General features: G+C 73.0%; 23 protein-coding genes. 9 read left to right on the forward strand and 14 right to left on the reverse strand.

What is annotated here, in order from left to right; translation table 11 throughout:
* The 4 genes from AB0K51_RS32475 to AB0K51_RS32490 all read left to right on the forward strand — a co-directional run.
* The coding region (locus AB0K51_RS32475; RefSeq protein WP_363461473.1) for a LamG-like jellyroll fold domain-containing protein at positions 1–3912 on the forward strand (3912 nt) is incomplete at its 5' end.
* A 116-nt stretch (positions 3913–4028) separates the two neighbouring features.
* Positions 4029–4385: a hypothetical protein gene (locus AB0K51_RS32480; protein WP_363461475.1), complete on the forward strand. Its 357-nt coding sequence runs from the start codon at positions 4029–4031 to the stop codon at positions 4383–4385.
* Positions 4386–4521: 136 nt separating this feature from the next.
* Positions 4522–5043: a hypothetical protein gene (locus tag AB0K51_RS32485; RefSeq protein WP_363461477.1), complete on the forward strand. Its 522-nt coding sequence runs from the start codon at positions 4522–4524 to the stop codon at positions 5041–5043.
* A gap of 96 nt (positions 5044–5139) precedes the next feature.
* Complete coding sequence (locus AB0K51_RS32490; RefSeq protein ID WP_363461479.1) at positions 5140–6408, forward strand: multidrug effflux MFS transporter; 1269 nt, start codon at positions 5140–5142, stop codon at positions 6406–6408.
* Between the two features lie 7 nt (positions 6409–6415).
* Here the strand turns inward: AB0K51_RS32490 and AB0K51_RS32495 are convergent, their stop codons facing one another.
* Positions 6416–7021 carry a TetR/AcrR family transcriptional regulator gene (locus AB0K51_RS32495; RefSeq protein ID WP_363461481.1) on the reverse strand — a complete coding sequence of 202 codons (606 nt, stop codon included), beginning with the start codon at positions 7019–7021 and terminating at the stop codon, positions 6416–6418.
* A 124-nt stretch (positions 7022–7145) separates the two neighbouring features.
* Here AB0K51_RS32495 and AB0K51_RS32500 point away from each other — a divergent pair, with 124 nt between their 5' ends.
* Positions 7146–7880 carry an SDR family oxidoreductase gene (locus AB0K51_RS32500; RefSeq protein WP_363461483.1) on the forward strand — a complete coding sequence of 245 codons (735 nt, stop codon included), beginning with the start codon at positions 7146–7148 and terminating at the stop codon, positions 7878–7880.
* Positions 7881–7967: 87 nt separating this feature from the next.
* Here AB0K51_RS32500 and AB0K51_RS32505 read toward each other — a convergent pair whose 3' ends face one another.
* The 9 genes from AB0K51_RS32505 to AB0K51_RS32545 all read right to left on the reverse strand — a co-directional run bounded on the left by AB0K51_RS32505 (position 7968) and on the right by AB0K51_RS32545 (position 15773).
* Positions 7968–10007, reverse strand: a complete 2040-nt coding sequence (locus tag AB0K51_RS32505) for a glycosyl hydrolase family 18 protein (RefSeq protein ID WP_363461485.1) — start codon at positions 10005–10007, stop codon at positions 7968–7970.
* A 350-nt stretch (positions 10008–10357) separates the two neighbouring features.
* Entirely contained in the window at positions 10358–11272 is a 915-nt protein-coding gene (locus AB0K51_RS32510) for an ABC transporter substrate-binding protein (RefSeq protein WP_363461487.1), read from the reverse strand.
* Positions 11269–11982, reverse strand: a complete 714-nt coding sequence (locus AB0K51_RS32515; RefSeq protein ID WP_363461488.1) for an ABC transporter permease subunit — start codon at positions 11980–11982, stop codon at positions 11269–11271. Before AB0K51_RS32515 ends, AB0K51_RS32510 begins: the two co-directional genes overlap by 4 nt.
* Positions 11979–12641 carry an ABC transporter permease subunit gene (locus tag AB0K51_RS32520; protein ID WP_363461490.1) on the reverse strand — a complete coding sequence of 221 codons (663 nt, stop codon included), beginning with the start codon at positions 12639–12641 and terminating at the stop codon, positions 11979–11981. The genes AB0K51_RS32515 and AB0K51_RS32520 overlap by 4 nt, the downstream gene beginning before the upstream one ends.
* Positions 12628–13704, reverse strand: coding sequence for an ATP-binding cassette domain-containing protein (locus tag AB0K51_RS32525; RefSeq protein WP_363461492.1), 1077 nt, complete (start codon positions 13702–13704; stop codon positions 12628–12630). Before AB0K51_RS32525 ends, AB0K51_RS32520 begins: the two co-directional genes overlap by 14 nt.
* Positions 13705–13816: 112 nt before the next feature.
* Entirely contained in the window at positions 13817–14215 is a 399-nt protein-coding gene (locus AB0K51_RS32530; RefSeq protein WP_363461494.1) for a rhodanese-like domain-containing protein, read from the reverse strand.
* Positions 14209–14727 carry a cysteine dioxygenase family protein gene (locus AB0K51_RS32535; protein WP_363461496.1) on the reverse strand — a complete coding sequence of 173 codons (519 nt, stop codon included), beginning with the start codon at positions 14725–14727 and terminating at the stop codon, positions 14209–14211. The genes AB0K51_RS32530 and AB0K51_RS32535 overlap by 7 nt, the downstream gene beginning before the upstream one ends.
* A 462-nt stretch (positions 14728–15189) precedes the next feature.
* Positions 15190–15396 carry a hypothetical protein gene (locus tag AB0K51_RS32540; RefSeq protein ID WP_363461498.1) on the reverse strand — a complete coding sequence of 69 codons (207 nt, stop codon included), beginning with the start codon at positions 15394–15396 and terminating at the stop codon, positions 15190–15192.
* Entirely contained in the window at positions 15393–15773 is a 381-nt protein-coding gene (locus AB0K51_RS32545; protein ID WP_363461500.1) for a hypothetical protein, read from the reverse strand. Before AB0K51_RS32545 ends, AB0K51_RS32540 begins: the two co-directional genes overlap by 4 nt.
* A 294-nt stretch (positions 15774–16067) precedes the next feature.
* Between AB0K51_RS32545 and AB0K51_RS32550 the strand changes: the two genes are divergently transcribed.
* Positions 16068–16874 (forward strand): hypothetical protein, encoded by an 807-nt coding sequence (locus AB0K51_RS32550; RefSeq protein WP_363461502.1) that lies wholly within the window; start codon positions 16068–16070, stop codon positions 16872–16874.
* Positions 16875–16902: 28 nt separating this feature from the next.
* On the opposite strand, the gene AB0K51_RS32555 is transcribed toward AB0K51_RS32550, so the two are convergent.
* Positions 16903–17988 carry a YncE family protein gene (locus tag AB0K51_RS32555; RefSeq protein WP_363461504.1) on the reverse strand — a complete coding sequence of 362 codons (1086 nt, stop codon included), beginning with the start codon at positions 17986–17988 and terminating at the stop codon, positions 16903–16905.
* A 142-nt stretch (positions 17989–18130) separates the two neighbouring features.
* Here AB0K51_RS32555 and AB0K51_RS32560 point away from each other — a divergent pair, with 142 nt between their 5' ends.
* The gene (locus AB0K51_RS32560; protein WP_363461506.1) at positions 18131–19027 is read left to right on the forward strand and encodes a LysR family transcriptional regulator; all 897 of its coding nucleotides are present in this window, start codon (positions 18131–18133) and stop codon (positions 19025–19027) included.
* Between the two features lie 98 nt (positions 19028–19125).
* On the opposite strand, the gene AB0K51_RS32565 is transcribed toward AB0K51_RS32560, so the two are convergent.
* The 3 genes from AB0K51_RS32565 to AB0K51_RS32575 form a co-directional block, all read right to left on the reverse strand.
* Positions 19126–20586, reverse strand: a complete 1461-nt coding sequence (locus tag AB0K51_RS32565; RefSeq protein ID WP_363461508.1) for a HAMP domain-containing sensor histidine kinase — start codon at positions 20584–20586, stop codon at positions 19126–19128.
* Complete coding sequence (locus AB0K51_RS32570) at positions 20583–21284, reverse strand: response regulator transcription factor (RefSeq protein WP_363461510.1); 702 nt, start codon at positions 21282–21284, stop codon at positions 20583–20585. The genes AB0K51_RS32565 and AB0K51_RS32570 overlap by 4 nt, the downstream gene beginning before the upstream one ends.
* A 100-nt stretch (positions 21285–21384) precedes the next feature.
* On the reverse strand, positions 21385–21813 hold the full coding sequence (locus AB0K51_RS32575) for a DUF4440 domain-containing protein (protein ID WP_363461511.1): 429 nt from the start codon (positions 21811–21813) through the stop codon (positions 21385–21387).
* Between the two features lie 98 nt (positions 21814–21911).
* Between AB0K51_RS32575 and AB0K51_RS32580 the strand changes: the two genes are divergently transcribed.
* Both AB0K51_RS32580 and AB0K51_RS32585 read left to right on the forward strand, forming a co-directional pair.
* The gene (locus AB0K51_RS32580; RefSeq protein WP_363461513.1) at positions 21912–22283 is read left to right on the forward strand and encodes a VOC family protein; all 372 of its coding nucleotides are present in this window, start codon (positions 21912–21914) and stop codon (positions 22281–22283) included.
* A gap of 194 nt (positions 22284–22477) precedes the next feature.
* Positions 22478–22858, forward strand: a 381-nt coding sequence (locus AB0K51_RS32585) for a sigma-70 family RNA polymerase sigma factor (RefSeq protein ID WP_363461515.1), incomplete at its 3' end; no start/stop codon positions are given.

Genomic DNA, 22858 nt, shown 5'->3' on the forward strand with positions numbered 1-22858 from the left:
GACTTGCTCGCCGGCAAGGACACCGTCTGGCCGCTGTACATCGACCCGTCGTACTCGGCGGGTGGCTGGGGCCAGAACTGGACCTACGTCAGCTCCGCGTTCCCCACCACCAGCTACTGGCGCACCAGCGACGCCACCGGCCTGCGGGTCGGCTACAACGGCTGGCAGTCCCCGTACTACGTCGGCCGCGCGTTCGCCCAGATGAACGTCGCGCCGCAGCTCGCGGGCGCCCAGATCAGCTCCTCCACCTTCTACGCCACCGAGACCTGGTCCCCCTCCTGCTCCGGACGCAACGTCGAGCTGTGGGCGACCGGCGGGATCGGCTCCGGCACCACCTGGAACAACCAGCCCGGCTGGAGCTCCTGGCAGGACACCAAGTACGAGGCGCACGGCTACAGCAGTAGCTGCCCGACCCAGTCCGTCGGCTTCAACATGACCGGCGCGATGCAGAGCGCCGTCAACAACGGCCAGTCCGACCTCACCCTCGGCCTGAAGGCCTCCGACGAGGGCGACTCCTACGGCTGGAAGAAGTTCCAGCCGTCGACCATGACCATCTCCACCACCTACAACCACGCCCCGACCGCGCCGGGTTCGCTGAGCACCTCGCCGACCACGGCCTGCGGCGCCAACCCGCCCACCGTGCTCGGCAACGGCGACGTGACGCTGTACGCGGCCGTCGGGGACCCGGACGGCGGCAGCCTCGCGGTCGGCTTCACGCTCAAGAAGAGCGACGGCACTGTCGTTGCCACCAGCGTGGGCAGCAGCCTCGCCGCCACCTCCGGCACCACCACGGCCTTCGTCATCCCCCGCAAGACGCTGAGCGACGCGGCGGCCGGGAACCTGACCACGTTCTCCTGGAACGTGTACGCCAGTGATGGCAGCGCCGACAGCCCGGTCAGCGCCACCTGCCAGTTCGTCTTCGACTCGACCGTCCCGGGTGCACCCACCGTCACCCCGCAGACCAGCAGCTACAAGGTCGGCACGGCCGCCTCCTTCGCCATCGCGGCGAACGCGACGGGCAGCGCTCCGGCGAGCTTCCTGTACCAGCTCAACGGGGGCACGCCCCGCACGGCGGCGGCCAGCTCCGGTGGCGCGACCATCTCGCTGGAGCCGACCCGCCGGGTCAACACCCTGACCGTGACGGCGGTTTCGCCGGGCGGCAACATCGGTGACACCGCCAACCTGGTGTTCAACGCGGCCGCTCCGGCCACCGCGCTCGACGGCGACCTCACCGGCCAGGGCCGTGCCGACCTCGCCGTGGTCGGCAACCAGGCCGCCCTGCCGTCCGGCCTGTGGCTGGCGTCCGGCATCACCACCAACACGCTCAGCTCGGCCGCGGACAACATCGGTGCCAAGGGCACCGGCGTCAACGCGCCCGGCGCGGCCACCGACTGGAACGGCACCCAGGTGATCACCGGTCACTTCGCCACCGGTGACGGCTTCAACGACTACCTCGCCTACAACCCGGCCACCGGCGCCGCCAGCATCGTCTACGGCAACGGCGACGGCTCCGCCCTGAGCCCGGTCTCCGGCTCCCAGGTCAACGTCAACGCAACCGCATTCACCGGCCAGGGCAGCACCAAGGCCACCCAGGTCGCCAACGCCGGCGCCCTCTACGAGTCCGCCAGCGGCGACCCGCTCGGGATTCCCGGCCTGCTGATGGTCTTTCAGAACCACCTCGTCCTGACCGGCGGCACCGGTACCCCCGGCGCGTACGCGGCTGCCGACGCGAGCGTCACGCTGTCCGCCACCAACCCGGCCGGCGGTGCCGACTGGACCGGCTGGACCATCACCACCGCCCTGGTGAACAACCTGCCGGCGCTGTACGCCCGCAACACCACCACCGGTGAGCTCTGGTACTACAGCCCGACCGTCCTCACCAACCTGGCCGCCACCCAGATCCTGGGCACCAACCCGACGCCCACCGCGCCGGTCCGGGTCGCCGCCAGCGGTTGGACCTCCGCCGCCAAGCCGGTCCTGCAGGCCGCCGACATCAACCGCGACGGCACCGCCGACCTCTGGTCGGTCGACAGCACCGGCAACGTCACCGCCCGGTTGTTCGACGGCAGCACCCTCTCGCCCCAGCCGCTGGCCTCGCCCGTGCACAGCTGGCCGCTCAACGACCAGTCGTCCGGCGCGGTCGGCAACGGCGCCGCGCGTGACCAGGTCGGCGCCCTGCCGCTGTCCGGCTCCGCGGCTGCGACCTGGCGGACCGGCGACCTGTTCACCCCCGACGTGCGCCTGGACGGCGCCGCGGGCGCCCTGACGGCCACCGGACCCGCCGTGAACGTCAGCGGCGACTTCAGCCTCTCGGTCTGGACCCAGCCCACCAGCGGCGGTGGCGTCATCCTCTCCCAGGACGGCACGCACTCCTCCGGTCTGCTGCTGTACCCGGACCTGAACACCCGTCAGTGGTTCTTCTGCCTCGGAACCGCCGACGCGACCGGCTGGCCCTACGACTGCGCGCACGGCGGGACGATGGCCCTCGGCGTGTGGAGCCACCTCACCGCCACCTACAACGCGGCCACCGGTCAGATGGTCCTGTACGTCAACGGCGTGGAAGCCGCCACAGCGGGCCACACCCGGGTCGCCGGCACCCTGTTCCGCGGTGCGTTCACGGTCGGCGACTACCTGTACAACGACACCCGTACTGCCTACTACAGCGGCCGGATCGCCCAGATCCAGACCTGGAACCAGGCACTCACCCCCGGCCAGGTCGGCGCGGCCGCGGGCAGCGGCAGTGCCGTCACCCTGCCGTCCGACGGCACCCTCTACCCCAGCGGCAGCACCTGGCAGCTCGGCGCCAACACGGCGGCGTTCACCAAGGGCCAGCTGACCGTCACGATCGCGGGCACCCAGCGTTTCGCCCTCGGCTCGGCCGCCAGCCCGAACGCCGTCATGACCCTCCAGGCGGACGGCAACCTCGTCGGCTACCCCACGGCCGCTGACGCGGTCAGCCGGACCAACGCGCTGTGGGCCACCTCCACCAGCGGACACGCCAACGACAGCCTGGTCTTCCAGCCCGACGGCAACCTCGTCCTGTACGCCGCGGACGGCCCCTCGCTGTGGTCCTCCCAGACCAACACCGCAAGCTCCGACCGCGTCCTCGAAGCCGTCGAGAACGGCGCGCTGCACGAGGTGTACACCGACGGGACGGGCTGGCACGACAACGCCGTCGCCGGGGTCGGCGGCAACATCAACGCGCTCGCCTTCAGCTACGGCCCCGTCGGCCAGCGGGTCATCGAGGCCTCCGAAGGCGGCGTGCTGCACGAGATCTACAGCGACAGCACCGGCGGCTGGCACGACAACGCCGTGGCCGGCGCCGGCAGCAACATCGTGGCGCTCGGCTTCGCGTACGGGCCGATGGGCCAGCGGGTGATCGAGGCTTCGGAGGGCGGGGTGCTGCACGAGATCTACAGCGACAGCGCCGGCTACTGGCACGACAACGTCGTCGCCGGGGTCGGCGGCAACATCACCGCACTGGGCTTCTCCTACAACGCCTCCGGGCAGCGCGTGGTCGAGGCCGTCGAGGGCGGGGTGCTGCACGAGATCTACAGCGACAGCGCCGGTTACTGGCACGACAACGCGGTCGGCGGCGTCGGCGGCAACATCAGCGCGATCGCCTTCACCTACAACGCCTCCGGGCAGCGGGTGATCGAGGCCGTCGAGAGCGGCGTGCTGCACGAGATCTACACCGACGCCGCGGGTTGGCACGACAACCCCGTCGTCGGCGTGGGCGGCGGCATCACGGCCCTGTCGGTCCGGACCACCGCCACCGGCGTCCGGGTGGTCGAGGCCGTCGAGGGCGGCGTGCTGCACGAGATCTACACCGACAGTGCGGGCTACTGGTACGACGGCGCCATCGCCGGCACGGCGGGCAACGCCACGGCGGTGTCGTTCAACCTCCACTGACCCGACCGACTGCCGAACGGCGGCCCGCCCCGTGGTAGTTCGCGGGGCGGGCCGCCGTCGTTCCGGTGCGGATATTCGCTGGTGGGGGCCGGTGGGCCGTCCCTAGGGTGGGGTGCATGAGCCCGCAGCAGAAGCAGACCACCACCCTCTGGCGACCGACCGGGCCGCAGGAACTGGCGCTGGTGGCGGAGTCCGGGTGGCGGGCGTGGCCGCCGCGCCTGCCCGAGCAGCCGATCTTCTACCCGGTGCTGAACGAGGACTACGCGATCCGGATCGCCCGGGACTGGAACGTGCCGGCGTCCGGGGTCGGGTACGTGACGCGGTTCGAGGTGGAGAGCGCCTTCCTGGAGCGCTACCCGGTGCAGCGGGCCGGCGGCGAGACGATCCTCGAACTGTGGGTTCCCGCCGAGGAGTTGGCGGAGTTCAACCGGCACATCGTGGGGGCGATCGAGGTGGTGCGCGAGTTCCGCTGAGTCCGCCCCCGGGTGGCCCGCGCCCTCCGTCGTAAGGCGGGGGCGCGGGGCGGCTCCTCCACCTGCGGGACGATGCCGTTCGGTACCACATGCGCATGGTTCGCGCCCCCGCCCGCACCCACCATGGAAGGGACGGGTGACCAGGTGTTCGAGCGGGACGGGGCGGATCGCGATGGGGTACGGACGGACGGCGGTGACGGTGGTGCTCGGCGGGGCGGCCGCCGCCGTGCTGCTGGCGATACTGGTGCCGACCGCGGTCGACCGGGCGCGGGACCGCCTGGAGCACACCGAGCACTTCGCGAACGGCGCCGCCGCCAAGGCCGGCCGCCCCGAGGTGCCGCGCTGGCTGCCCGACAAGGCCACCGGCGTCGCCTTCCTGATGTCGGGTCACAGCAGTGACCGGCTGATCCGCGCCACCCTCCCCGACGGTTCGCTGCCGTCCGGCTGCACCAGCGGCCGGACGCAGGGCAGCGTCCACCTCAGCGCGCACTGGTTCCCCGCGGACACCCCCCGGAAGGCCACCGCGCACTGCGGCCTCTACGACGTCGCGCTGATCGGCGACCAGCTGTACGGATGGCAGGACGACGCCACTGTGGTGGCCGCCCAGAGCCCGCAGAGTGCCACGCCGGTGCAGAGCGGTCCGGCGAGGGCGCACTGAGCAGCGGCGGAACGGACCGGGGCGAGGGGGCCGCCGTTTCGCGCGGGCGGGCGATGCGATAGGACGGGGCGCATACCCACCACCCCGAGGAGTCCCATGCCAGGCCCGACCGTCGACGCCGACGGCGACCAGACCGCCCCGCCCGCCGACCAGCCGACCGGCGCCGCCGACCAGGGCGGGCGCAGCGCGCCGTTCGCGACCACCACCGTGGTGCTGCTCGGCGGCCTCGCCGCGCTCGGACCGCTCACCACCGACCTGTACCTGCCCGCGGTGCCCGCGCTCACCGCCGACCTGCACTCCACCGCGCCCGTCGCGCAGCTGACGCTGACCGGCTCGCTGCTCGGCATGGCCCTCGGCCAGCTGCTGTTCGGCCCGCTCAGCGACCGCCTCGGCCGCCGCCGTCCGCTGCTGGTCGGCCTCGCGGTGTACACCCTGGCCACCGTGGTCTGCGCGCTCGCCGACTCGATGCCGCTGCTGGTCGCCGGACGCGCCCTGCAGGGCGTGGCGGGCTCCGCGGGGCTGGTGATCGCCCGGGCGATCGTCCGCGACCGGCTCGAAGGGGTGGCGATGATACGTTTCCTCGCCACCATGGGGCTGATCTCCGGGCTCGCCCCGATCCTCGCGCCGGTCGTCGGCGCGCAGCTGCTCCACCTCACCGACTGGCGCGGCACCTTCCTCACGCTCGCCGTCCTCGGTGCCGTGCTCACCGCCGGCGCGGTGCTGCGGATGGACGAGACCCTGCCGCCCGAGCGACGGCACGGCGACGGCCTCGGCACCACGCTGCGGGCGATCGGCGGACTGCTGCGTGACCGCCCGTTCTTCGGCTACCTGCTCACCAGCACCTTCGCCTTCGGCGCGCTGTTCGCGTACGTCGGCGGTTCCTCGGTGGTGCTGCAGGACGTGTACCGGATCTCCCCGCAGACCTACAGCCTGGTCTTCGCGGTCAACTCGGTCTCGCTGCTCGCCTTCACCCAGCTGAACGGCCGGGTGCTGGTGCAGCGCTTCCCGTCCCGGACGCTGACCGTCTCCGCGCTCGCCGTCGCGGTGCTGGCCGGCGCCGCGGTGGTGCTGTGCACCACCGTCTGGGACACCGGGCTGGCCGGGGTCTGGCCCGCGCTCGCCGTGCTGATGGGCGCGATGGGCGTCATCCTTCCGAACGCCAACGGCCAGGCCCTCACGATGGCCCCGCACGCCGCCGGCTCCGCGTCCGCGCTGCTCGGCACCGGCACCTTCCTGTGCGGCTCGGTGGTCGCCCCGCTCAGCAGCCTCGGCGGCCACCCGTCCGCGACCGTCCTCGGCGTGGTCGTGCTGGCCTGCTCGGTGCTGGCCCTGGCGTCGTTCGTGCCGCTCTGCCGCAAGCCCTGACGGGGCGTCAGGCGGTGGCCACGCCGTGCAGGAGGTTGCGGACCAGGGTGGTGGCGAAGGCCTCGGTGACGGGGAGGTCGGGCAGCAGGAGGCGGTGGTAGCAGGCGCCCCAGAGCTGGTCGACCAGGGATTCCGGGTCGAGGTCGGGGCGTAGCTGGCCGCGGTCCTGGGCGCGTCGGACGGCTTCCACGGCCAGGCGGCGGCGCGGGCCGGTGTAGCGCTCGCGGAGGGCGGCGGCCAGGTCGGGGTCGGTCTGCGCCTGGCCGATCAGGCCGGCCATCGTGGGGCCCGCCGGGGTGGTGGTCAACAGGCGGGCGAACGAGCGGAGTTGGGTGGTCAGGTCGGCCTCGATGTCGCCGGTGTCGGGGAACGCGAGCGGGGTGGCGACGGCCTGGAAGTAGCCGTCCAGGGCGAGCGCGCCCTTGGAGGGCCACCACTTGTGGAGGGTGGTCTTGCTGACCCCGGCCCGCTCGGCGACCGCCTCGAAGGTGAATCCGCCCATGCCCTGTTCGAGCAGCAGCGCCCCGGCGGCGGCGAGCGCGTCGGCGCGGACCTCGTCGGCCGGGCGGCGGCCGCGGCCGCGGCGGACGCGGGGTTCGAGCTGTTCGGTCATCTGCTGCTCGACGCCTCTCGGCTGCGGGATTCCGGGGCTCCAGGCTGTCATATGGACGCGGCGTTCACAAGGTGGTTATATGGACTGTGCGTCCATTAGGGATTCGACCGGCAGGAGCGGACTGATGACGGAGAACACGCGGGTGGCCCTGGTCACCGGGGCCTCGGGCGGCATCGGCCGGGCGGTCGCCGAGCGGCTGGCCGCCGACGGGATGGCCGTCGCGGTGCACTACGCGGGCAACAAGGCGGCGGCCGACGGCGCGGTCGCGGCGATCACCGGGGCCGGCGGCCGGGCGGTGGCGGTCGGGGGCGACGTCGCCGACGAGCGGGCGATGGCGGAGGCCTTCGACGCGGTGGAGCGGGAGTTCGGCGGGATCGACGTGGTGGTCCACACGGCGGGCGTGATGCGGCTCGCCCCGATCGCCGAGCTGGACCTGGACGAGTTCGACCGGGTGCACCGGACCAACGTCCGCGGCAGCTTCGTGGTCGCGCAGCAGGCCGTGCGACGGGTGCGCGCGGGCGGCGCGATCGTGCTGTTCTCCACCTCGGTCACCAAACTGGCGTTCCCCGGCTACGGCGCGTACGTCGCCAGCAAGGGCGCGGTGGACGCGCTGACGCCGGTGCTCGCCCGCGAGCTGCGCGGCCGGGACGTCACCGCCAACGCGGTCGCCCCCGGCCCGACCGCGACGCCGCTGTTCCTGGACGGCAAGGACGAGGCGACGGTGGAGCGCCTCGCCAAGCAGCCGCCGCTGGAGCGGCTCGGCACGCCGGACGACATCGCGGAGGCGGTGTCCTTCCTGGCCGGTCCCGGGCGCTGGGTGAACGGGCAGACGGTGTACGTGAACGGCGGCATCGCCTAGCGCAGGACGGCGCCCCGGGTCCCACGCGGGGATCCGGGGCGCCGTTGACGCCGGGTCAGGAGGGCGTCAGGTCAGGCGAACGGACGGTCAGGCGATGGAGAAGTCGTCGCCGTAGACGCTGCCCTGGCCGTACCAGCCGTGCAGGTACACGGTCACGGTGCCGTTGGCGCCGGTGGTGAAGGGGACGGTGAGCTTGGTCCACGCGGTGCTGTTGGCCCAGGTGGAGGCGGTGGCGCCGCCGGAGACCCCGACGTAGGCGTACGGGCCCTGGACCCAGGCGGTCAGGGTGTAGGCGTGGTTCGGGGCGAGGGTCACGGTCTGCTGGCACTGGCCGGTCTGGCCCGCCGTCGGCGCGGCGAGCAGGCCGTGGGCGCCGGCGTGGGCGGTGGCGGACAGGCCGCCGCCGCTCTGGCAGGTCCACGGGGCCAGGCTGCCGGACTCCAGGTCGCCGTTGGCCAGGCCGGTGGCGGTGCCGCCGGTGACGGTCAGCGCGTAGCCGGCGGTGTGGCTGCCGGACGCGCCGGTGCCGGTGACGGTCAGGGTGTAGCTGCCCGGGGTGGCGGCGGCGGTGGTGGAGACGTTGAGCGTGGCCGAGCCGCCGGCGGTGACGCTGGCCGGGCTGAGCGTGGCGGTGACGCCGGCCGGGGCGCCGGAGACCGAGAGGTTGACGGTCTGGGCGGAGCCGGAGGTGACCGCGGTGGTGACGGTCGAGGTGGTCGCGGAGCCGGCCTGGACCGAGCCGGACGCCGGGCTCAGTGACACCGAGAAGTCGTTGGCGGTGCTGCCGCCGGTGACCGTCAGGGTGTAGGTGGCGGTGTGGCTGCCGGAGGCGCCGGTGCCGGTGACGGTCAGCGGGTAGCTGCCGTTGGCGACCGCAGCGGTGGTGGAGACGTTCAGGGTCGCCGAGCCGCCGGCGGTGACGCTGGCCGGGCTGAGCGTGGCGGTGACGCCGGCCGGGGCGCCGGAGACCGAGAGGTTGACGGTCTGGGCGGAGCCGGAGGTGACCGCGGTGGTGACGGTCGCGGAGGTGGCGGAGCCGGCCTGGACCGAGCCGGACGCCGGGCTCAGCGACACCGAGAAGTCGTTGGCCGGGACTGTGGAGCTGGTGAACGGCGCGAAGATGTGGCTGAAGTCCCACTTGTTCTGCGCGATGCCCGAGCAGCTGTCGGAGCCGGCGGTGCCGACGCAGCCGCCGTTGTCGCGCTGCAGGGCCCAGAACGACAGGGTGTTGATGCCCTTGGAGACTGCCCAGTTGTAGACCGTGGTGGCGTTGGCCACGGTGAAGGTCTCGGCCGCACCGAAGTCGTCGATGCCCAGCATCTCGGTGATCCCGATCGAACCCCACAGCTGCGCCGCGGTCTTGGTCGGGTAGAGCTTGGCCAGCTGGTTGTACAGGCCCTGCGCGGAGGTCTGGGTGTCGGCGGCCATGTCGTGGCTGGCGTTGTCGTAGTAGTCGAACGTCATCATGTTGACGACGTCGATGCGGGCGTTGTTGGTGATCGCGTTCTTGATCACGTTCAGCCCGCTGGCGGCCAGTCCGCTGGTGGTCGTCGGCAGGGTGTAACTGAACTGGATGGTGCGGCCGTTGGCGGCGGCCCAGTCCTCCACCAGCTTGATCGCCTTGTTGCGGCGGTCGATGCCGGCGGTGTTGGTGAGCGAGTTGTCCTCGATGTCGAGGTCGATCCGGCTGACGTCGTAGGTGGTGATCACCTGCTCGAAGGCGGCGGCGATCTGGTTGACGTCGGTGCAGGAGTCGGCGAGCTCGGTCCCGGTGTTGTCGGCGGTGTAGCCGCCGAAGGACGGGATGACGTTGCCGCCGTTGGCCCGGATGGTGGTGATGTCGGCGCCGAAGACGGAGCTGGACACCGGCATCGCGGTGTCGCCGTTCCACAGCGGGGTGCAGCTGCCCTTGGTGGCGGTCTGCAGGAAGGCCATGGTGAGGTTCTTGGCGCCGGACTGGGCGGCCAGGGCGGCGGGGCTGTCGCCGGTCCAGGCCTCGAAGTACGGGGCGAAGACGTGCTGCGGCAGCGGGGTGGCGGCCTGGGCGGGGGCGGAGATCAGCCCCAGCGAGGCGGCGGCCATCGCGCCGACGGTGAGCAGCGCGTGGAGTGGTCGGTGAAGGCGCATCGGGTCTCCAACAGGCATGGGAGGGCAGCCTGCTGCCGGTCTTGGGGCGGCGGCAGGCCGGTTGGCCTGGAACAGGGAGTGCCGGGCTGGAACGGGGCAGGGCAGACGCCCCGGCCGGTGGTCACACCCCCACGATGCGTCCCGGTCGGGAAGGAACAGCGATGGAACAAGGCCTAATAGTTGGTCTGGACCACTTGATCTGTCAAGACTCCTAACAGTTCGCCCGGGCGACCTCGGGAACCGTGCGCGCAGCCGTCGGGAACCGCGCCGGAAGCCGTGCCGGAAAGGCGTTCTGACATGCCGTCGGCCCCGCACCCCCCGTCCTCGGGTGCGGGGCCGACGGTGCTTCGTCAGCTCAGGCCGGAGCTCTTCAGCCAGTCCTTGGCGACCGCCGCCGGGTCCTCCTTGTCGATGGCGACGCGCTTCATCAGCGCGGTCAGCCCGGCGGTGTCGAGCTTGGCGGAGACGGCGTTCAGGGCGGCCGTCCCGGTGGCGTCCAGACCGGCCTGGTTCACCAGCGGGGTGACGTTCTGCACGCTGAACACGTTCTTCGGGTCGGCCAGCGAGACCAGCTTCAGCTGGACGATCTTCGGGTCGGTGGTGAACACGTTGCCGAGCTGGACGGTGTTGTCCTTCAGCGCGTTGGCGGTGGTGTCGCCGGTCGGCTTCCACTCCTTGAAGGTCAGCCCGTAGGCGTCCTTGAACTGCTGCTCGCGGCGGGACTTGAACTCCGGCGGGCCGCCGACCGCCAGGTCCTGGGCCTTGCCCGCCAGGTCGGCGATCGACTTCAGGCCGAGCTTGTCGGCGGTCTCCTGGGTGACCGTCAGGGAGTCCTTGTCCTCGGCGGCCGAGGAGTCCAGGATGGCCAGGCCGGCGGGCAGCTTGGCCTTCAGCTCGGCGTTGACCGCCGTGGTGCCGGCGGCGGTGGACTTGGCGTCCAGGTAGCCGAGCAGGGCGCCGTTGTACTCGGGCAGCACGGTCAGCGCGCCGCTCTGCAGCTGGCCGTAGAGCACCTCGCGGCTGCCGATGTTGAACTTCTCCTCGACCTTGACGCCCTTGGCCTTCAGGGCCTGCGAGTAGATCGAGGCGAGCAGTACGTTCTCCGGGAAGTTCGCCGAGCCGACCACCACGGTCTTGCCGCTCGCGGCGGAGGCGGGGGCGGAGGAGCCGGCGGCCAGCGGGTCGCCGCCACCGGAGGAGGAGCAGGCCGCCGCGCCGAGCAGCAGCACGGCGGCGGTGGCGGTTCGCAGCAGACGGGTCGTCATATCGATTCCTTCTGGAGTGCGGGAGTCCCCGCGTGATCGTCAACACGGACGGTGCGCGTGCCGGGCGGCGAGGCGAACCGGATGAGCAGGGCGAACAGCAGCTGGACCAGCACGGCCAGCAGCACCACCAGGACGGCGCCGCCGACGGTGGTCGGGAAGTTCCGGGTGGCCAGCCCGTCGATCACGTACCGGCCCAGGCCCCCGAGCCCGACGTACGCGGCGACCGTGGCGGTGGCGATCACCTGCACGGCGGCGGTGCGGGCGCCGGCCAGCATGGTCGGCAGCGCGGCGGGCACGCAGACCTGGAACAGGGTCTGCGGGTGGGTCAGGCCGATGCCGCGGGCGGCGTCCCGGACGTCCGGGTCGGTGCCGCGCACCCCCTCGGCGGCGGCCACCAGCAGCGGCGGCGCGGCCAGCGCGGTCAGCGGCACCAGCACCGCGACGTCGCCGACCCCGGCCAGCAGCACCGTCAGGGTGACCAGGCCGAGGGTGGGCAGTGCCCGCGCGACCCCGGCGAAGGCGGTGGTCAGGAACAGCCCGCGGCCGGTGTAGCCGATCAGCAGGCCGAGCGGCACCGCGACCAGCGCGGCCAGGGCGAGCGCCTCGGCGGAGAACGCCAGGTGCTCCAGCACCCGGTTGGCGATCGAGTCGGGTCCGGAGCGGTGCGCCGGGTCGGAGAGGAAGGAGTTCAGCCAGTCGAACCAGTTCACCGGGCCGTCCTCCCCGCCCAGGGCGCCAGCACCCGCCGCGCCAGCACCAGCACCAGGTCGACGGCCAGCGCCAGCAGCGCGACCAGCAGGATCCCGGCGAAGATCGGGGTCGGGAAGGTGCGCTGGAAGCCGTCCACGAACAGGTAGCCCAGCCCGCCGCGGCCGACCAGCGCGCCGACCGCCGCCAGCGAGATCGAGGAGACCGCGGCCACCCGCAGACCCGCGATCAGGTACGGCACCGCGACCGGCAGTTCCACCGCGGCCAGCCGCCGCCACGGGCCGTAGCCCATCGCGGTGGCGGCCTGCCGCACCGACACCGGCACCGCGCGCAGCCCGTCCACCGTGGTCGGCAGCAGCACCGCCAGCGCGTAGAACGTCAGCGGCAGCATCACGGTCGCCTGGGTGGCCAGCCCCGTCCACGGGATCAGCACCACGAAGACCGCGAGCGAGGGCAGTGCGTACACCACGTTGAACACCGCCGCGAGCGGCTGGTACAGCCGCGGGAAGCGGGTGCAGGCCAGCCCCAGCGGGAGCGCCAGCAGCAGCCCGAGCAGCACCGGGACCAGCGCGATCACCGCGTGATCGGCCGTCAGGCCGCCCAGGTAGCCCAGGTGGTCGCCGAGCCAGTGCCAGCGGATCAGCGGCTCACCGTCCAGCATGCGGCACCTGCTCGGGGTCGCTGGACGCCTCGAGGACGGGGTCGGCGGCCCGCTCGCCCAGCGCGGCGACCACCGCGGCCCGGTCGGCCGCGCCGACCGCGCGGCCGTCGGCGTCCACCGCCACGGCCAGGCCGGACGGGGCGAGCACCGCCGCGTCCAGTGCGGAGCGCAGGGTGTCCCGGGCCGGGTCGAAGACCGGGACCGGGTGGCGCTCGGCGCCGCGCACCCAGGACTGCGGGCGGCCGTCCTGGTCGAGCGCCAACTCCCAGTCCTGGTAGCGCTGCTGGATCGGATCGAGCCGGACGCCGACGGCCGGGCGCAGGCCCAGGCCGCGCAGGCCGCGGTCGCGGCCCAGGAAGGCGGCCACCCCGGCGTCCGCCGGCGCGGTCAACAGGGTGTGCGGGTCGGCGAGTTGGGCGATCTCTCCGTGGTTGCGGAGCACCACCACCTGGTCGCCGAGCCGCACCGCCTCCTCGATGTCGTGCGTCACGAACAGCACCGTCTTGCCCAACTCCGCCTGGATCCGCAGCAGTTCCTCCTGCAGACCGGACCGTACCAACGGGTCGACCGCGCTGAACGGCTCGTCCATCAGCAGCACCGGCGGGTCGGCGGCCAGCGCCCGGGCCACGCCCACACGCTGCTGCTGGCCGCCGGAGAGCTGCGCCGGGTAGCGGCGGGCGGTCTCCGGCGGCAGGCCGACCAGCTCCAGCAGTTCGGCGGCCCGGGCCCGGGCCCGCTTGCGGTCCCAGCCGAGCAGCCGCGGCACGGTGGCCACGTTGTCGATCACCCGGCGGTGCGGGAACAGCCCGGCCTGCTGGATCACGTAGCCGATGCCGCGCCGCAGCTCGGCGGCGGGCAGCGCGGCGACGTCGGTGCCGTCCAGCAGGACCCGTCCGGCGGTCGGCACCACCATCCGGTTGACCATGCGCAGGATGGTGGTCTTGCCGCAGCCGGACGGGCCGACCAGCACGGTGGTCCGGCCTGCCGGTACGTCAAGGTCCAGGCCACCGACGGCGACCGTGCCGTCGGGGTGGCGCTTGGCGGCGCCCTCGAATCTGATCACGGGTGGTTCCTAGCAGTGGCCGGCAAAGGTTTATCGAACAATGATCTGATTATGTCTGCTGTCCGGCCTCGCGTCCGGGCGTTATCGCAAGAGTGGATCGACGAACGGACCGTCAGGCGGCCGGTCGGCCCCCGCCCGTGGTGGGCAGTCCCGCGGCCGCCCAGGCGACGAACCCGCCGTCCAGGTCGGTCGCCCGGTGCAGGCCCAGCTCGCGCAGCGAGGCCGCCGCGAGGGACGAGGCGTAGCCCTCCGAGCAGACCACGATCCACTCCACGTCGAAGCCCGACGCCTCCGGGATCCGGTGACTGCCCGTCGGATCGAGGCGCCACTCCAGCACGTTCCGTTCGATGATCAGCGCATCCGGGATCTCACCCTCCCGGGCCCGCTGCGCCGCCGGCCGGATGTCCACCAGCAGCGCCCCGCCGTCGACCGCCGCCCGCGCCTGCTCCGGCCCCGGCCGGTGCACGCCCTCGCGCGACCTCTCCACCAGCTGATCCACCGTCATCACCATTGTTCCGCTCCCTCCGTCGCGGTGCGGACCAGACCCTGGGCCCGCAGTTCGTACCTGGACATCTCACTCAACGGCGGCGAGTACGCGTGGATGGTCACCGCCGGTCCCTGCGTGGTGTTGCGCACATCGTGCAGGTACTCGGGTCCGAACGCCCGCTCGCTGCCCGCCGCCAGCCGGCGCACCGTCAGCCCGTGCTCGGGGCCCGCCAGCGCCAGCTCCTCCAGTTCGCCGAGCGCCACGGTGAACGCCCCGCGCGAGCCGCCGTGGTCGTGGAAACCGGTGGACTGCCCCGGCAGCCAGCTGATCAGCCACACCTCGTAGGACTCCGCCAGCTCCAGCCGTTCGTACCAGCGCTCCTCACCCGAGAGCCGTACCCGGTGCAGCCACAGCTCCGGATGCTCCGCCAGATCGCTGACGATCCGGCGCAGGGCGGCGGGGGAGAGCGGCTTGCGACGGTCGTCGGTGTCGACGGCCGGAGCGGTGGCGGTGGCGGTCGCCAGGTCGGCGGGCATGGGTTCCTCCGGGATGTGCCGAGGCGCCGTCCGGCGGGCCGGAGGCGGCGGAGCTGCGGGGAAGTGCGCCGGTCGTCGCACGGACGGACGGCGGGGACCGGCGCACGGGCCGGCTCGGCGGGGTACGGCGGGACCGCACACGGCGGTGCGGGTAGCCCTGGCTCAACTCACAGGGCGCGGGAGGAAAACGTCAGCAGGCACACATGTCGCTCGCCTGGCGTCGCAGATCGACGTGCAGGCGGCAGACCAGAACCGTGCCGGAATCCATGCCGCTGATCGTTCACGACGGGGCGGCGGCGCGTCAAGTTCCGCCACGCGAACGGCCGCATCGCGGACACGCTCGTCTCGAAGGGCGGACGGGTGGGTACCGGCAACCGGGGGCGGGACGGCCGACGCGCAGGGGGAACGGCCGACGGCCCGCGCTCCGGGGTGGGCGCGGGCCGTCGGGGTCGGCGGGTGGGGTCAGTTGTCCTGGCCGGCGTTCTCGTCGGCCTGGGCGGCGGCGCTGTCGGCCGCGTCCACCTTCTGCTGCATCTGCTGGACCTGCGAGTTGTCGGCGCTGCCGCCGTCCTGCTGGCCCGACGGGCCGCAGGCGGTCAGCAGGGCCGAGGCGGCCAGGGCCAGCACCGCCATCGCGGCGGCCGGGCGGCCGATCCGGCGGCGGGTCACTTGCCGGCCGCCGGGGCGTTCTTGGCGCACCAGTCGGCCACCGCCTTGAGGTCCGCCTGGCGGGTCTCCAGGGTCGGCACCAGGCTCTTGCGGAAGGTCAGCCGGTCGTTCAGGTACTTCTCGATCTCGGCGTGGCCCTCCTTGTGGGCGTTGTCCACCCGCTGCTGCAGCCGGGTCACCGAGCCGGCCACCGTGGCGTCGCCGTGCAGGCGCTCCAGCGCCTTGTCCACCCGTTCCTGGGTCTTCGGCAGCCGCTTGCAGACCGCCTTCGCCCCGTCGCCCTTCGGCGCGCTCGCCGCCTGCGCGGGCACCGCCGACACCAGCAGCCCCGCCAGGGCAACCACCCCGGCCACGCCAGCCATCCGGTTGATGCGCATGGGTATCCCCTCCGTTCCGTCCCTCAGCTCCCGACCGGCCGCGGTCGCCCGGTCGAGAAGGACGGTAGGGACCCTTCTTGTGGAATCCCTGTGGAACCGGGAGCGCCGGACGAAAAAGAAAGATGGCCGACCATGAAATGATCGGCCACCAAAACCGCGGGCACGGACAACTGGCGGACGAGCTCGGCTCGTTCCACCACCGTGGGCACCTCGCCGCTCCCATGAGTGGAAGCCCCCGGAGTTGCACTTTCATGCTGCTACGGCCGCTGAGTCGGTGTCAAACAGGGAGGAAGCATGACGAGCCTGTCCGTGTGGACCGGCGTCGACCAGCGGGGACCCGCCTCGCTGTACATCGCCACCGACAGCCGGATCAGCTGGCCCGACGGGCGGAAGCCCTGGGACCACGGGCGGAAGACGTTCCACTCGCACACCACGCCGGACATCTTCGGCTACGTCGGAGACGTGCTCTTCCCCGCCATGACGCTGCCCCTCGTCGTGGACCTCTTCGATCACCAGGGTCTGACGGGCGCCGACATGGCTGCACGGCAGGCCCGTTTCGAGAGTCTGGTGAGGGCGGCCGCCGCCCAGCTGCCCGGCCATGTGCGGGCCGACGTGGTGTTCGTGCACTGCTCGCGCGACGGGTCCGGCGTGGGCTGCGAGTTCGGGCTCCAGCTCCTCCGGTACCGGAAGGCGACGGACGACTGGAGCGTCGAGAAGCCGCCCATGGCCGCCACGAGCTCCGAGCTGGAGCTGCTGGGCAGCGGGAGGAACGCGCTCGAGGACGCGCTCGCGGAGTGGCGGCAGTCCGACGCCTCCGGTACCAGCCGTGCCGCCTTCAGCGCCTTCTGTGAGGCGCTGGAACGGGGCGCGGACCGGGCGACCGGGGGCCCACCACAGCTCGTGGGCCTCTACCGGCAGGGCCCAGGGCGACCCTTCGGCGTGTCGTGGCAGGACGAGCTCTTCCTCCACGGCACCCCGATCAGATCCGATACCTCGATGCCGGGCATCGAGTGGCGGGACCGGTTGTTCCAGCGCGTCGACGCGAGCCGCAGGCTGGTCGACGGGGCGCAGGTGCATGCGGATCGGAAGGCCGGAGCCTGACCCGGCGACGGCCCGGCCGGCGAAGCCGTCAGGCCGGGCGGGGGAGGTAGGCGAGGCCGTGGGCGCCGGGGGCGCCGGGCTTGGGGATGTCGAGGCGGGCGAGTAGTTCGAAGGTCTCCAGGTCGACGACGTCCACCGTGGAGGACTCGACGGCGGCGACGTAGCCGAGGCGGCCGTCGGGGGAGGAGGTGAGGGTGAGGGGGAAGCGGCCGGTCTCCAGGGTGGCCAGGCGGGTGGCGGTGGCGGGGTCGAAGACCGAGAGGCGGCCCGGGAGTTGACGGCCGAGGCCGGTGCCGAGGACGGTCTCGGTGCGGACCTCGCCGACCAGCAGGAGGCCCTTGGCGGTCAGGTGGACGGCGAACGCCGGGGCCTCGGTGGGGATCAGGCCGACGACGGCGCCGGCCGCCGGGTCGATGATCCGGACGCCGTTGGCGGGACGCGGTTCGGGCCCGGTCGCGAAGCCGAGGTAGGGGCCGCCCGCGTAGACCCGGGAGCCGTCCGCGGAGACCGCCAGGCCCTCGCTGCCGGGGACCTCGACCTTCGCCACCAGCTCGCCGCCGGCCAGGTCGACCACCGAGACGAACGGTGCCTCCTTGTTGGTGGCGTAACCGGTCCGCCCGGCCGGGTCGATGGCGAACCAGTGCGGACCGGGAGCGCCGGTGTCGATCCGGCCGACCGCCTTCCGGGTCGCGGTGTCGACCACCACCACACCGCCCGGACGGTCCGGCCCGCCCTCCACGCTGACGTACAGCAGACCGCGTGCGGCGTCCAACGCCAGCCCGTGCGGCGCGTGTTCGGGTGCCAGGTCGATCACCGCCACCACCCGGCGGGTGTCCGGGTCGATCGCGGTCAGCTCGGACGCCCGGCCGCTGTTGGCGTGGTAGTAGCCGGAGCGGTAGGCGGTGCTGCACCACAGCAGCCGCTGTCCCGGGTCGAAGCACAACTCGTGCGGCTCGGCCGGGACTTCGACCGCGCCGAGCAGCCGGTCGGAGGCGGCGTCGAAGAACGAGACGGTCGCACCGCTCTGGCTGATCACCGCCAGCACGTCACCGGCCCGGTCGGCGCGGTCGGACCGGTCTGCCTGGTCGGACCGGGCGGCACGCATGGACTGCATCACGGAAAGCTCCTCGAAGAGTGGACGAAGCGTCCGGCGGGCACCCGCCCGCCGTCGCACCTCCACTCTCCGGGCCAGGCGGATTACGCGACAATGCAAGAATCCGCAGCAGATCATTGCGCCAGGCGTAACATCCCAGCTCGTGGACCTCAACCTGCTGCCCGTCCTGGACGCGCTGCTCCAGGAGCACAGCGTCACCCGCGCCGCCGAGCGCCTCGGAACCTCCCCGGCCGCGGTCAGCCGGAGCCTCGCCCGGCTGCGCCGCGCGGTCGGCGACCCGCTGCTGGTCCGGGCCGGGCAGGGGCTGGTGCCCACGCCGCGAGCGGTCGAACTCCGCGACGAGGTCACCGCGTTGCTGCGCGGCTGCGCCCAAGTGCTGCGCCCCGGCGCCGGGTTCGAGGCGGTCCACCTGCACCGCACCTTCACCGTGCAGGCCACCGACCTGCTGCTGGCCGGCCTGGCCGGGGCGTTGACCGAGCGGCTCGGCCGGGAGGCGCCAGGCGTGGACACCGTCTTCCTGCCGGAGTCGGTCGAGGGCGGACCGGCCCTGCGGCAGGGCCTGGTCGACGTCGAACTCGGCGTGCTCGGCCACCTCGACCCCGAGATCCGCACCCGCCCGCTGGCCGACCTGCCGCTGGTCGCCGTCGCCCGCCGCGAGCACCCGATCTTCACCGGCCCGATCGACGCCGAACGGTTCGCCGCGGCCGACCACATCGGCATCTCCCGCCTCGGCAGACGGCACGGCCCGATCGACCGCGCGCTCGCCGAGCTCGGCCTGCGCCGCCGCACCGCCGTGGTGGTGCCCAGCCACACCAGCGCCATGCTGGTGGCCCGCGACAGCGACCTGATCGCCCTGGCCGTCGCCGACTGGCTCCCCGACCCGGTCCACGACCTCGGGCTGCGCACCTTCCCGATCCCGCTGCGACTGCCGCCCCTGGAACTGGGCATGGCCTGGCACCCCCGCAACTCCGACGACCCCGCCCACCGCTGGTTCCGCGACCACCTCGCCACGGCGGTACGGGAACGCATCGCCGGATAGCGGGTGGGTCGGTCGGACCAAGCCGGTACGGGAAACGCATCGCCGGACAGGGGCGTGTCTGTCGGACCATGCCGGGCGGCCGCCGCCAGGGCGGGCGGTCAGGAGGGAGTGGGTTCCGCGTCGGTGGTCAGCCAGTCGCGGGGCGGCGGGAGTTGGAGGGTGGGGCGGTCCGGGCGGAGCAGGGGGAGGCGGATCTCCAGTCGGCAGCCGGGGCCGTCGGGGCGGTCGGTGACCTGGGCCGCGCCGCGGTGCAGGGCCGCCTGCTGGGCGACCAGGGTGAGGCCGAGGCCGGAGCCGGGACTGCCGGGGCGGCGGTGGAAGCGGTGGAAGACGGCGGCGCGTTCGGCCGGCGGGACGCCCGGGCCGCGGTCGTCCACGGTGAGGACCGCGGTGCCGCCCTCGGTCCGCAGCCGGACGGTGACCTCGGCGCCCCGCTCGGCGGTACGGCCGTGCACGGCGGCGTTGCCGAGCAGGTTGGCCAGCATGATCCGCAGCCCGGAGTCCCAGCCGAACACCCGTGCCTCGTAGGGGAGTTCGGCGGTGTACTCGGCCTCCGGGCGGCGCCGTGAGGCCTCCGCGACGGCGGTGTCCACCAGGTCGGCCAGGTCGACCGGGCCGAACGCGGAGACCTCCACCAGATCGCCGCGGGCCAGCGTGGAGAGCGCGTCCAGCAGGTCCCGCAGCCGCGCGTGGTCCTGCTGCAACTCGTCGAGGATCTCGGCCCGTTCGGTCGCCGGCAGGGAGGGGTGGGCGGCCAGCACGTCCAGGTTGGTGCGCAGGCTCATCAGCGGGGTGCGCAACTCGTGCGAGGCGGCCGAGGAGAACGAGCGGGCGGTGTCCAGGGCCTGCGCGGTGCGGGCCGCCTGCTCGTCGTAGCGTGAGAGCAACAGGGCGATGGCGCCGGAGAGTTCGTCCACCTCGGTGGTGCCGGTGCGGGTGTGGGCGAAGGCCGCGTGCCCGGCCCGCGGGTCGAGCGCGGCGGCCCGGCGACCGAGCCGGCGCAGCGGCAGGGTGGCCCGTTCGGCCAGGCCGAAGGCGATCAGGCCGGAGATCGGGGCCGCGACCAGCGCCACCAGCAGCACCCGGCGGCGAACCGCCTGCAGTTCGTCGGCGGGCTGGGCGGCGGGGGAGAGCACCCAGAGCGTCCCGGTGGCCGTGCCGCTGCCCGCGCGCACCGTCAAAACCCGCCAGGAGTCGCCATTCTGACTGACCGTCACCACCTTGCCGGGGTCGGCGGGCAGCAGCTTCGGGTCGTCGGGCTGCGGGCCGACCTCCAGCAGCACCGTGCCGTCCGCCGCGGCCACCCGGACGCCCGCGTCCAGTGCCGAGTCCACCACCTTGTGCTGCTGGTTCTGCTCGGCCTTCGCCCGGCCCCGGTTGTCCGCCGAGAGCAGGGCCCGGACGTTCGGCAGCACCGCGGCGGCGCGGTCGTTCAGCGCGGCGTCCTGGCGGCGGTGCAGGTCGGATCCGACCAGCGGCAGCAGCAGCAGACCGGCGGCGACCACCAGCAGCGGCACCAGGACCGCCGCCCACAACGCGATCCGGGTCGACAGCTTCACCGGCGCTCACCCTCTCCGTTCGGCAGCCGCAGGACGAAACCCACCCCGCGCACCGTGTGGATCAGCCGGGGCCGCCCGCCCGCCTCCAACTTCCGCCGCAGGTAGGAGATGAAGGTGTCCACCGCGTCGCTGCGCACCTCGAAGTCGTAGCCCCAGACCCGGTCCAGCAGCAGCTCCCGGGAGAGGACGATCCCGACGTTCCGGGCGAGTTGCGTGAGCAGCTCGAACTCCCGCCGGGTGAGCCGTAGTTCGGTGTCCTCCCAGAACGCCTCGCGGGTCTGCGGGCGGAGGGTGAGCGGACCGACCCGGAGCTGGTCGTCCGGCTGCGGCGGGCGGCGGCGCAGCAGGGCGTGCAGCCGCAGCACCAGTTCCTCGAGCGCGAAGGGCTTCACCAGGTAGTCGTCGGCGCCGGCCTGCAGTCCGGCCACCCGGTCGGCCAGCTCGTCCAGTGCGGAGAGCATCAGCACCGGGGTGTCGTCGCCGCGGCCGCGCAGGGAGCGGCAGACCTCCGTCCCGGGGAGCCCCGGCAGGTTGACGTCCAGCACCAGGACGTCCGGCGGGGCGGCGGCGATCCGCTCCAGCGCGGCCGGGCCGTCCTCGGCCACCGCCACCGTGAAGCCGCTCAGCCGCAGCCCGCGCTCCAGCGTGCGCCGGATCGCCGCGTCGTCGTCCACCACCAGCACCCGTCCTGCTGACACCGGCCGCACCTCCGTCTCCGCCGTGGCCGCCTTCGGAAGGCCACGACTCTCTCACGGGAGGATGAATCCGGGCCGTGCGGGGTTCCCGGCGGGTCGGCTGCTACGGCGCGTCGTACCAGGAGAAGGCGGCGATCCGCCAGCCGTCCGGGGTCCGGACGAACTGGAAGGTCTTGCTGCCGCCGCCCTCGTACACCTCGCCGTTCAGCAGCCCGGCCTTCCGATACTCGCCGATCCGGCAGGCCACCAGCCCGGCGATCTCGGTGTGCTCGGCGGTCTCCCACTCGCTGAACTCGGTGAGCCGGCCGTCCGAGAGCAGCAGTTCACGCGGCGCGATGAACTCCTCCACCGAGTACGCGGTGTACGACGGCCCGGTCACCACGATCACCCCGTTCGGCACCATCAGCCGGCGCAGCCGGGCCAGGTCGGCGGGCTTGCCGCCGCGGTTGTCGAAGGCGCCGAAGAACTCGGCGGTGAGGCGGTCGAGCTCCGCCTTGGCTTCGGCGTCGGTGCCGACGTGGGGTGCAGACATGGCCGGAACGGTAACATTGCACTGGCCGGTAGGGGGAGGGGTGTGTCAGTGGAGAACTTGCTTGCGGCCCCTTACTTCTGCAGGTGAGAATCCGTCATATGACTTCTGTGATCCGCCACGTCACCATCGACAGCCTCGACCCGTTCAGGCTCGCCTCGTTCTGGTCGGAGGTGCTCGGTCAGCCGTTGCACGACGACGACCACCCCGGGGACCCGGAGGCGTTGATCGAGGCTGCGGGGCTGCTCTTCGTCACCGTGCCGGAGGGTAAGTCGATCAAGAACCGGATCCACTTCGACGTCCAGCCCGAGGACCTCACCCGGGACGAGGAGGTCGAGCGACTGCTCGCCCTCGGCGCCACACTGGTCGACGACCGCCGGCGGGCGGACGGGACCGGGTGGGTCGTGCTGGCGGACGTCGAGGGCAACGAGTTCTGCGTCGAGCGCAGCAAGGGTGAGCGCGTCGAGAAGTAGTCCGGGAGTTCGGCGAGGTCCGGGGCGGGTGCGGGTGAATCCTTTTCGCCGGCCCGCCCCTTTCATGTCCGTCACCGGCGAACGGCGCCGGGACGGAACCCGGAGGTAGGACATGATCCTCGCGATCGGACTCGGCGTCGGCGCGGTGCTGCTGTGCACCTGCGTGCTGGTCGTGAAGCGGCGGCGAGGCGCACGTGGCTGAGACCGCCCGGGCGTGGCCCGGCGAACAGGTGATCGCCGCCGCGCAGGACGGCGACGCGGAGGCGATCGCGGCGCTGGTCACCGACTCGCACCCCAACGTCCGCCGCTTCGCCCACTCGCTGTGCGCCACCCCCGAGGACGCCGAGGACGCGGCGCAGGAGGCGCTGATCATCCTCTACCGGAAGATCGGCATGCTGCGGGCGTCCGGCGCGCTGGCCTCCTGGATGTTCCGGATCGTCCGCAACGAGTGCCTGCGGCGCGCCAAGGCCGTGCTCCACCCCGGGCCGGCGCGGCAGCAGGACACGCCCGTCGACTCCGCGGAGACCGAGGCGCCGCCCGCGCGCGGCGCGCCCGGCGGCCGCCCGCCCCCCCCC

Source organism: Kitasatospora sp. NPDC049285 (genome assembly GCF_040678815.1).
Lineage (GTDB): Bacteria > Actinomycetota > Actinomycetes > Streptomycetales > Streptomycetaceae > Kitasatospora.

Excerpts from the sequence above, each read along its gene's own strand:
- AB0K51_RS32480 (WP_363461475.1), top strand. The coding sequence starts at position 4,029 with ATGAGCCCGCAGCAGAAGCAGACCACCACCCTCTGGCGACCGACCGGG.
- AB0K51_RS32490 (WP_363461479.1), top strand. The coding sequence starts at position 5,140 with ATGCCAGGCCCGACCGTCGACGCCGACGGCGACCAGACCGCCCCGCCC.
- AB0K51_RS32495 (WP_363461481.1), bottom strand. The coding sequence starts at position 7,021 with ATGACCGAACAGCTCGAACCCCGCGTCCGCCGCGGCCGCGGCCGCCGC.
- AB0K51_RS32500 (WP_363461483.1), top strand. The coding sequence starts at position 7,146 with ATGACGGAGAACACGCGGGTGGCCCTGGTCACCGGGGCCTCGGGCGGC.
- AB0K51_RS32505 (WP_363461485.1), bottom strand. The coding sequence starts at position 10,007 with ATGCGCCTTCACCGACCACTCCACGCGCTGCTCACCGTCGGCGCGATG.
- AB0K51_RS32510 (WP_363461487.1), bottom strand. The coding sequence starts at position 11,272 with ATGACGACCCGTCTGCTGCGAACCGCCACCGCCGCCGTGCTGCTGCTC.
- AB0K51_RS32520 (WP_363461490.1), bottom strand. The coding sequence starts at position 12,641 with ATGCTGGACGGTGAGCCGCTGATCCGCTGGCACTGGCTCGGCGACCAC.
- AB0K51_RS32530 (WP_363461494.1), bottom strand. The coding sequence starts at position 14,215 with ATGGTGATGACGGTGGATCAGCTGGTGGAGAGGTCGCGCGAGGGCGTG.
- AB0K51_RS32535 (WP_363461496.1), bottom strand. The coding sequence starts at position 14,727 with ATGCCCGCCGACCTGGCGACCGCCACCGCCACCGCTCCGGCCGTCGAC.
- AB0K51_RS32545 (WP_363461500.1), bottom strand. The coding sequence starts at position 15,773 with ATGCGCATCAACCGGATGGCTGGCGTGGCCGGGGTGGTTGCCCTGGCG.
- AB0K51_RS32550 (WP_363461502.1), top strand. The coding sequence starts at position 16,068 with ATGACGAGCCTGTCCGTGTGGACCGGCGTCGACCAGCGGGGACCCGCC.
- AB0K51_RS32555 (WP_363461504.1), bottom strand. The coding sequence starts at position 17,988 with ATGCAGTCCATGCGTGCCGCCCGGTCCGACCAGGCAGACCGGTCCGAC.
- AB0K51_RS32575 (WP_363461511.1), bottom strand. The coding sequence starts at position 21,813 with ATGTCTGCACCCCACGTCGGCACCGACGCCGAAGCCAAGGCGGAGCTC.
- AB0K51_RS32580 (WP_363461513.1), top strand. The coding sequence starts at position 21,912 with ATGACTTCTGTGATCCGCCACGTCACCATCGACAGCCTCGACCCGTTC.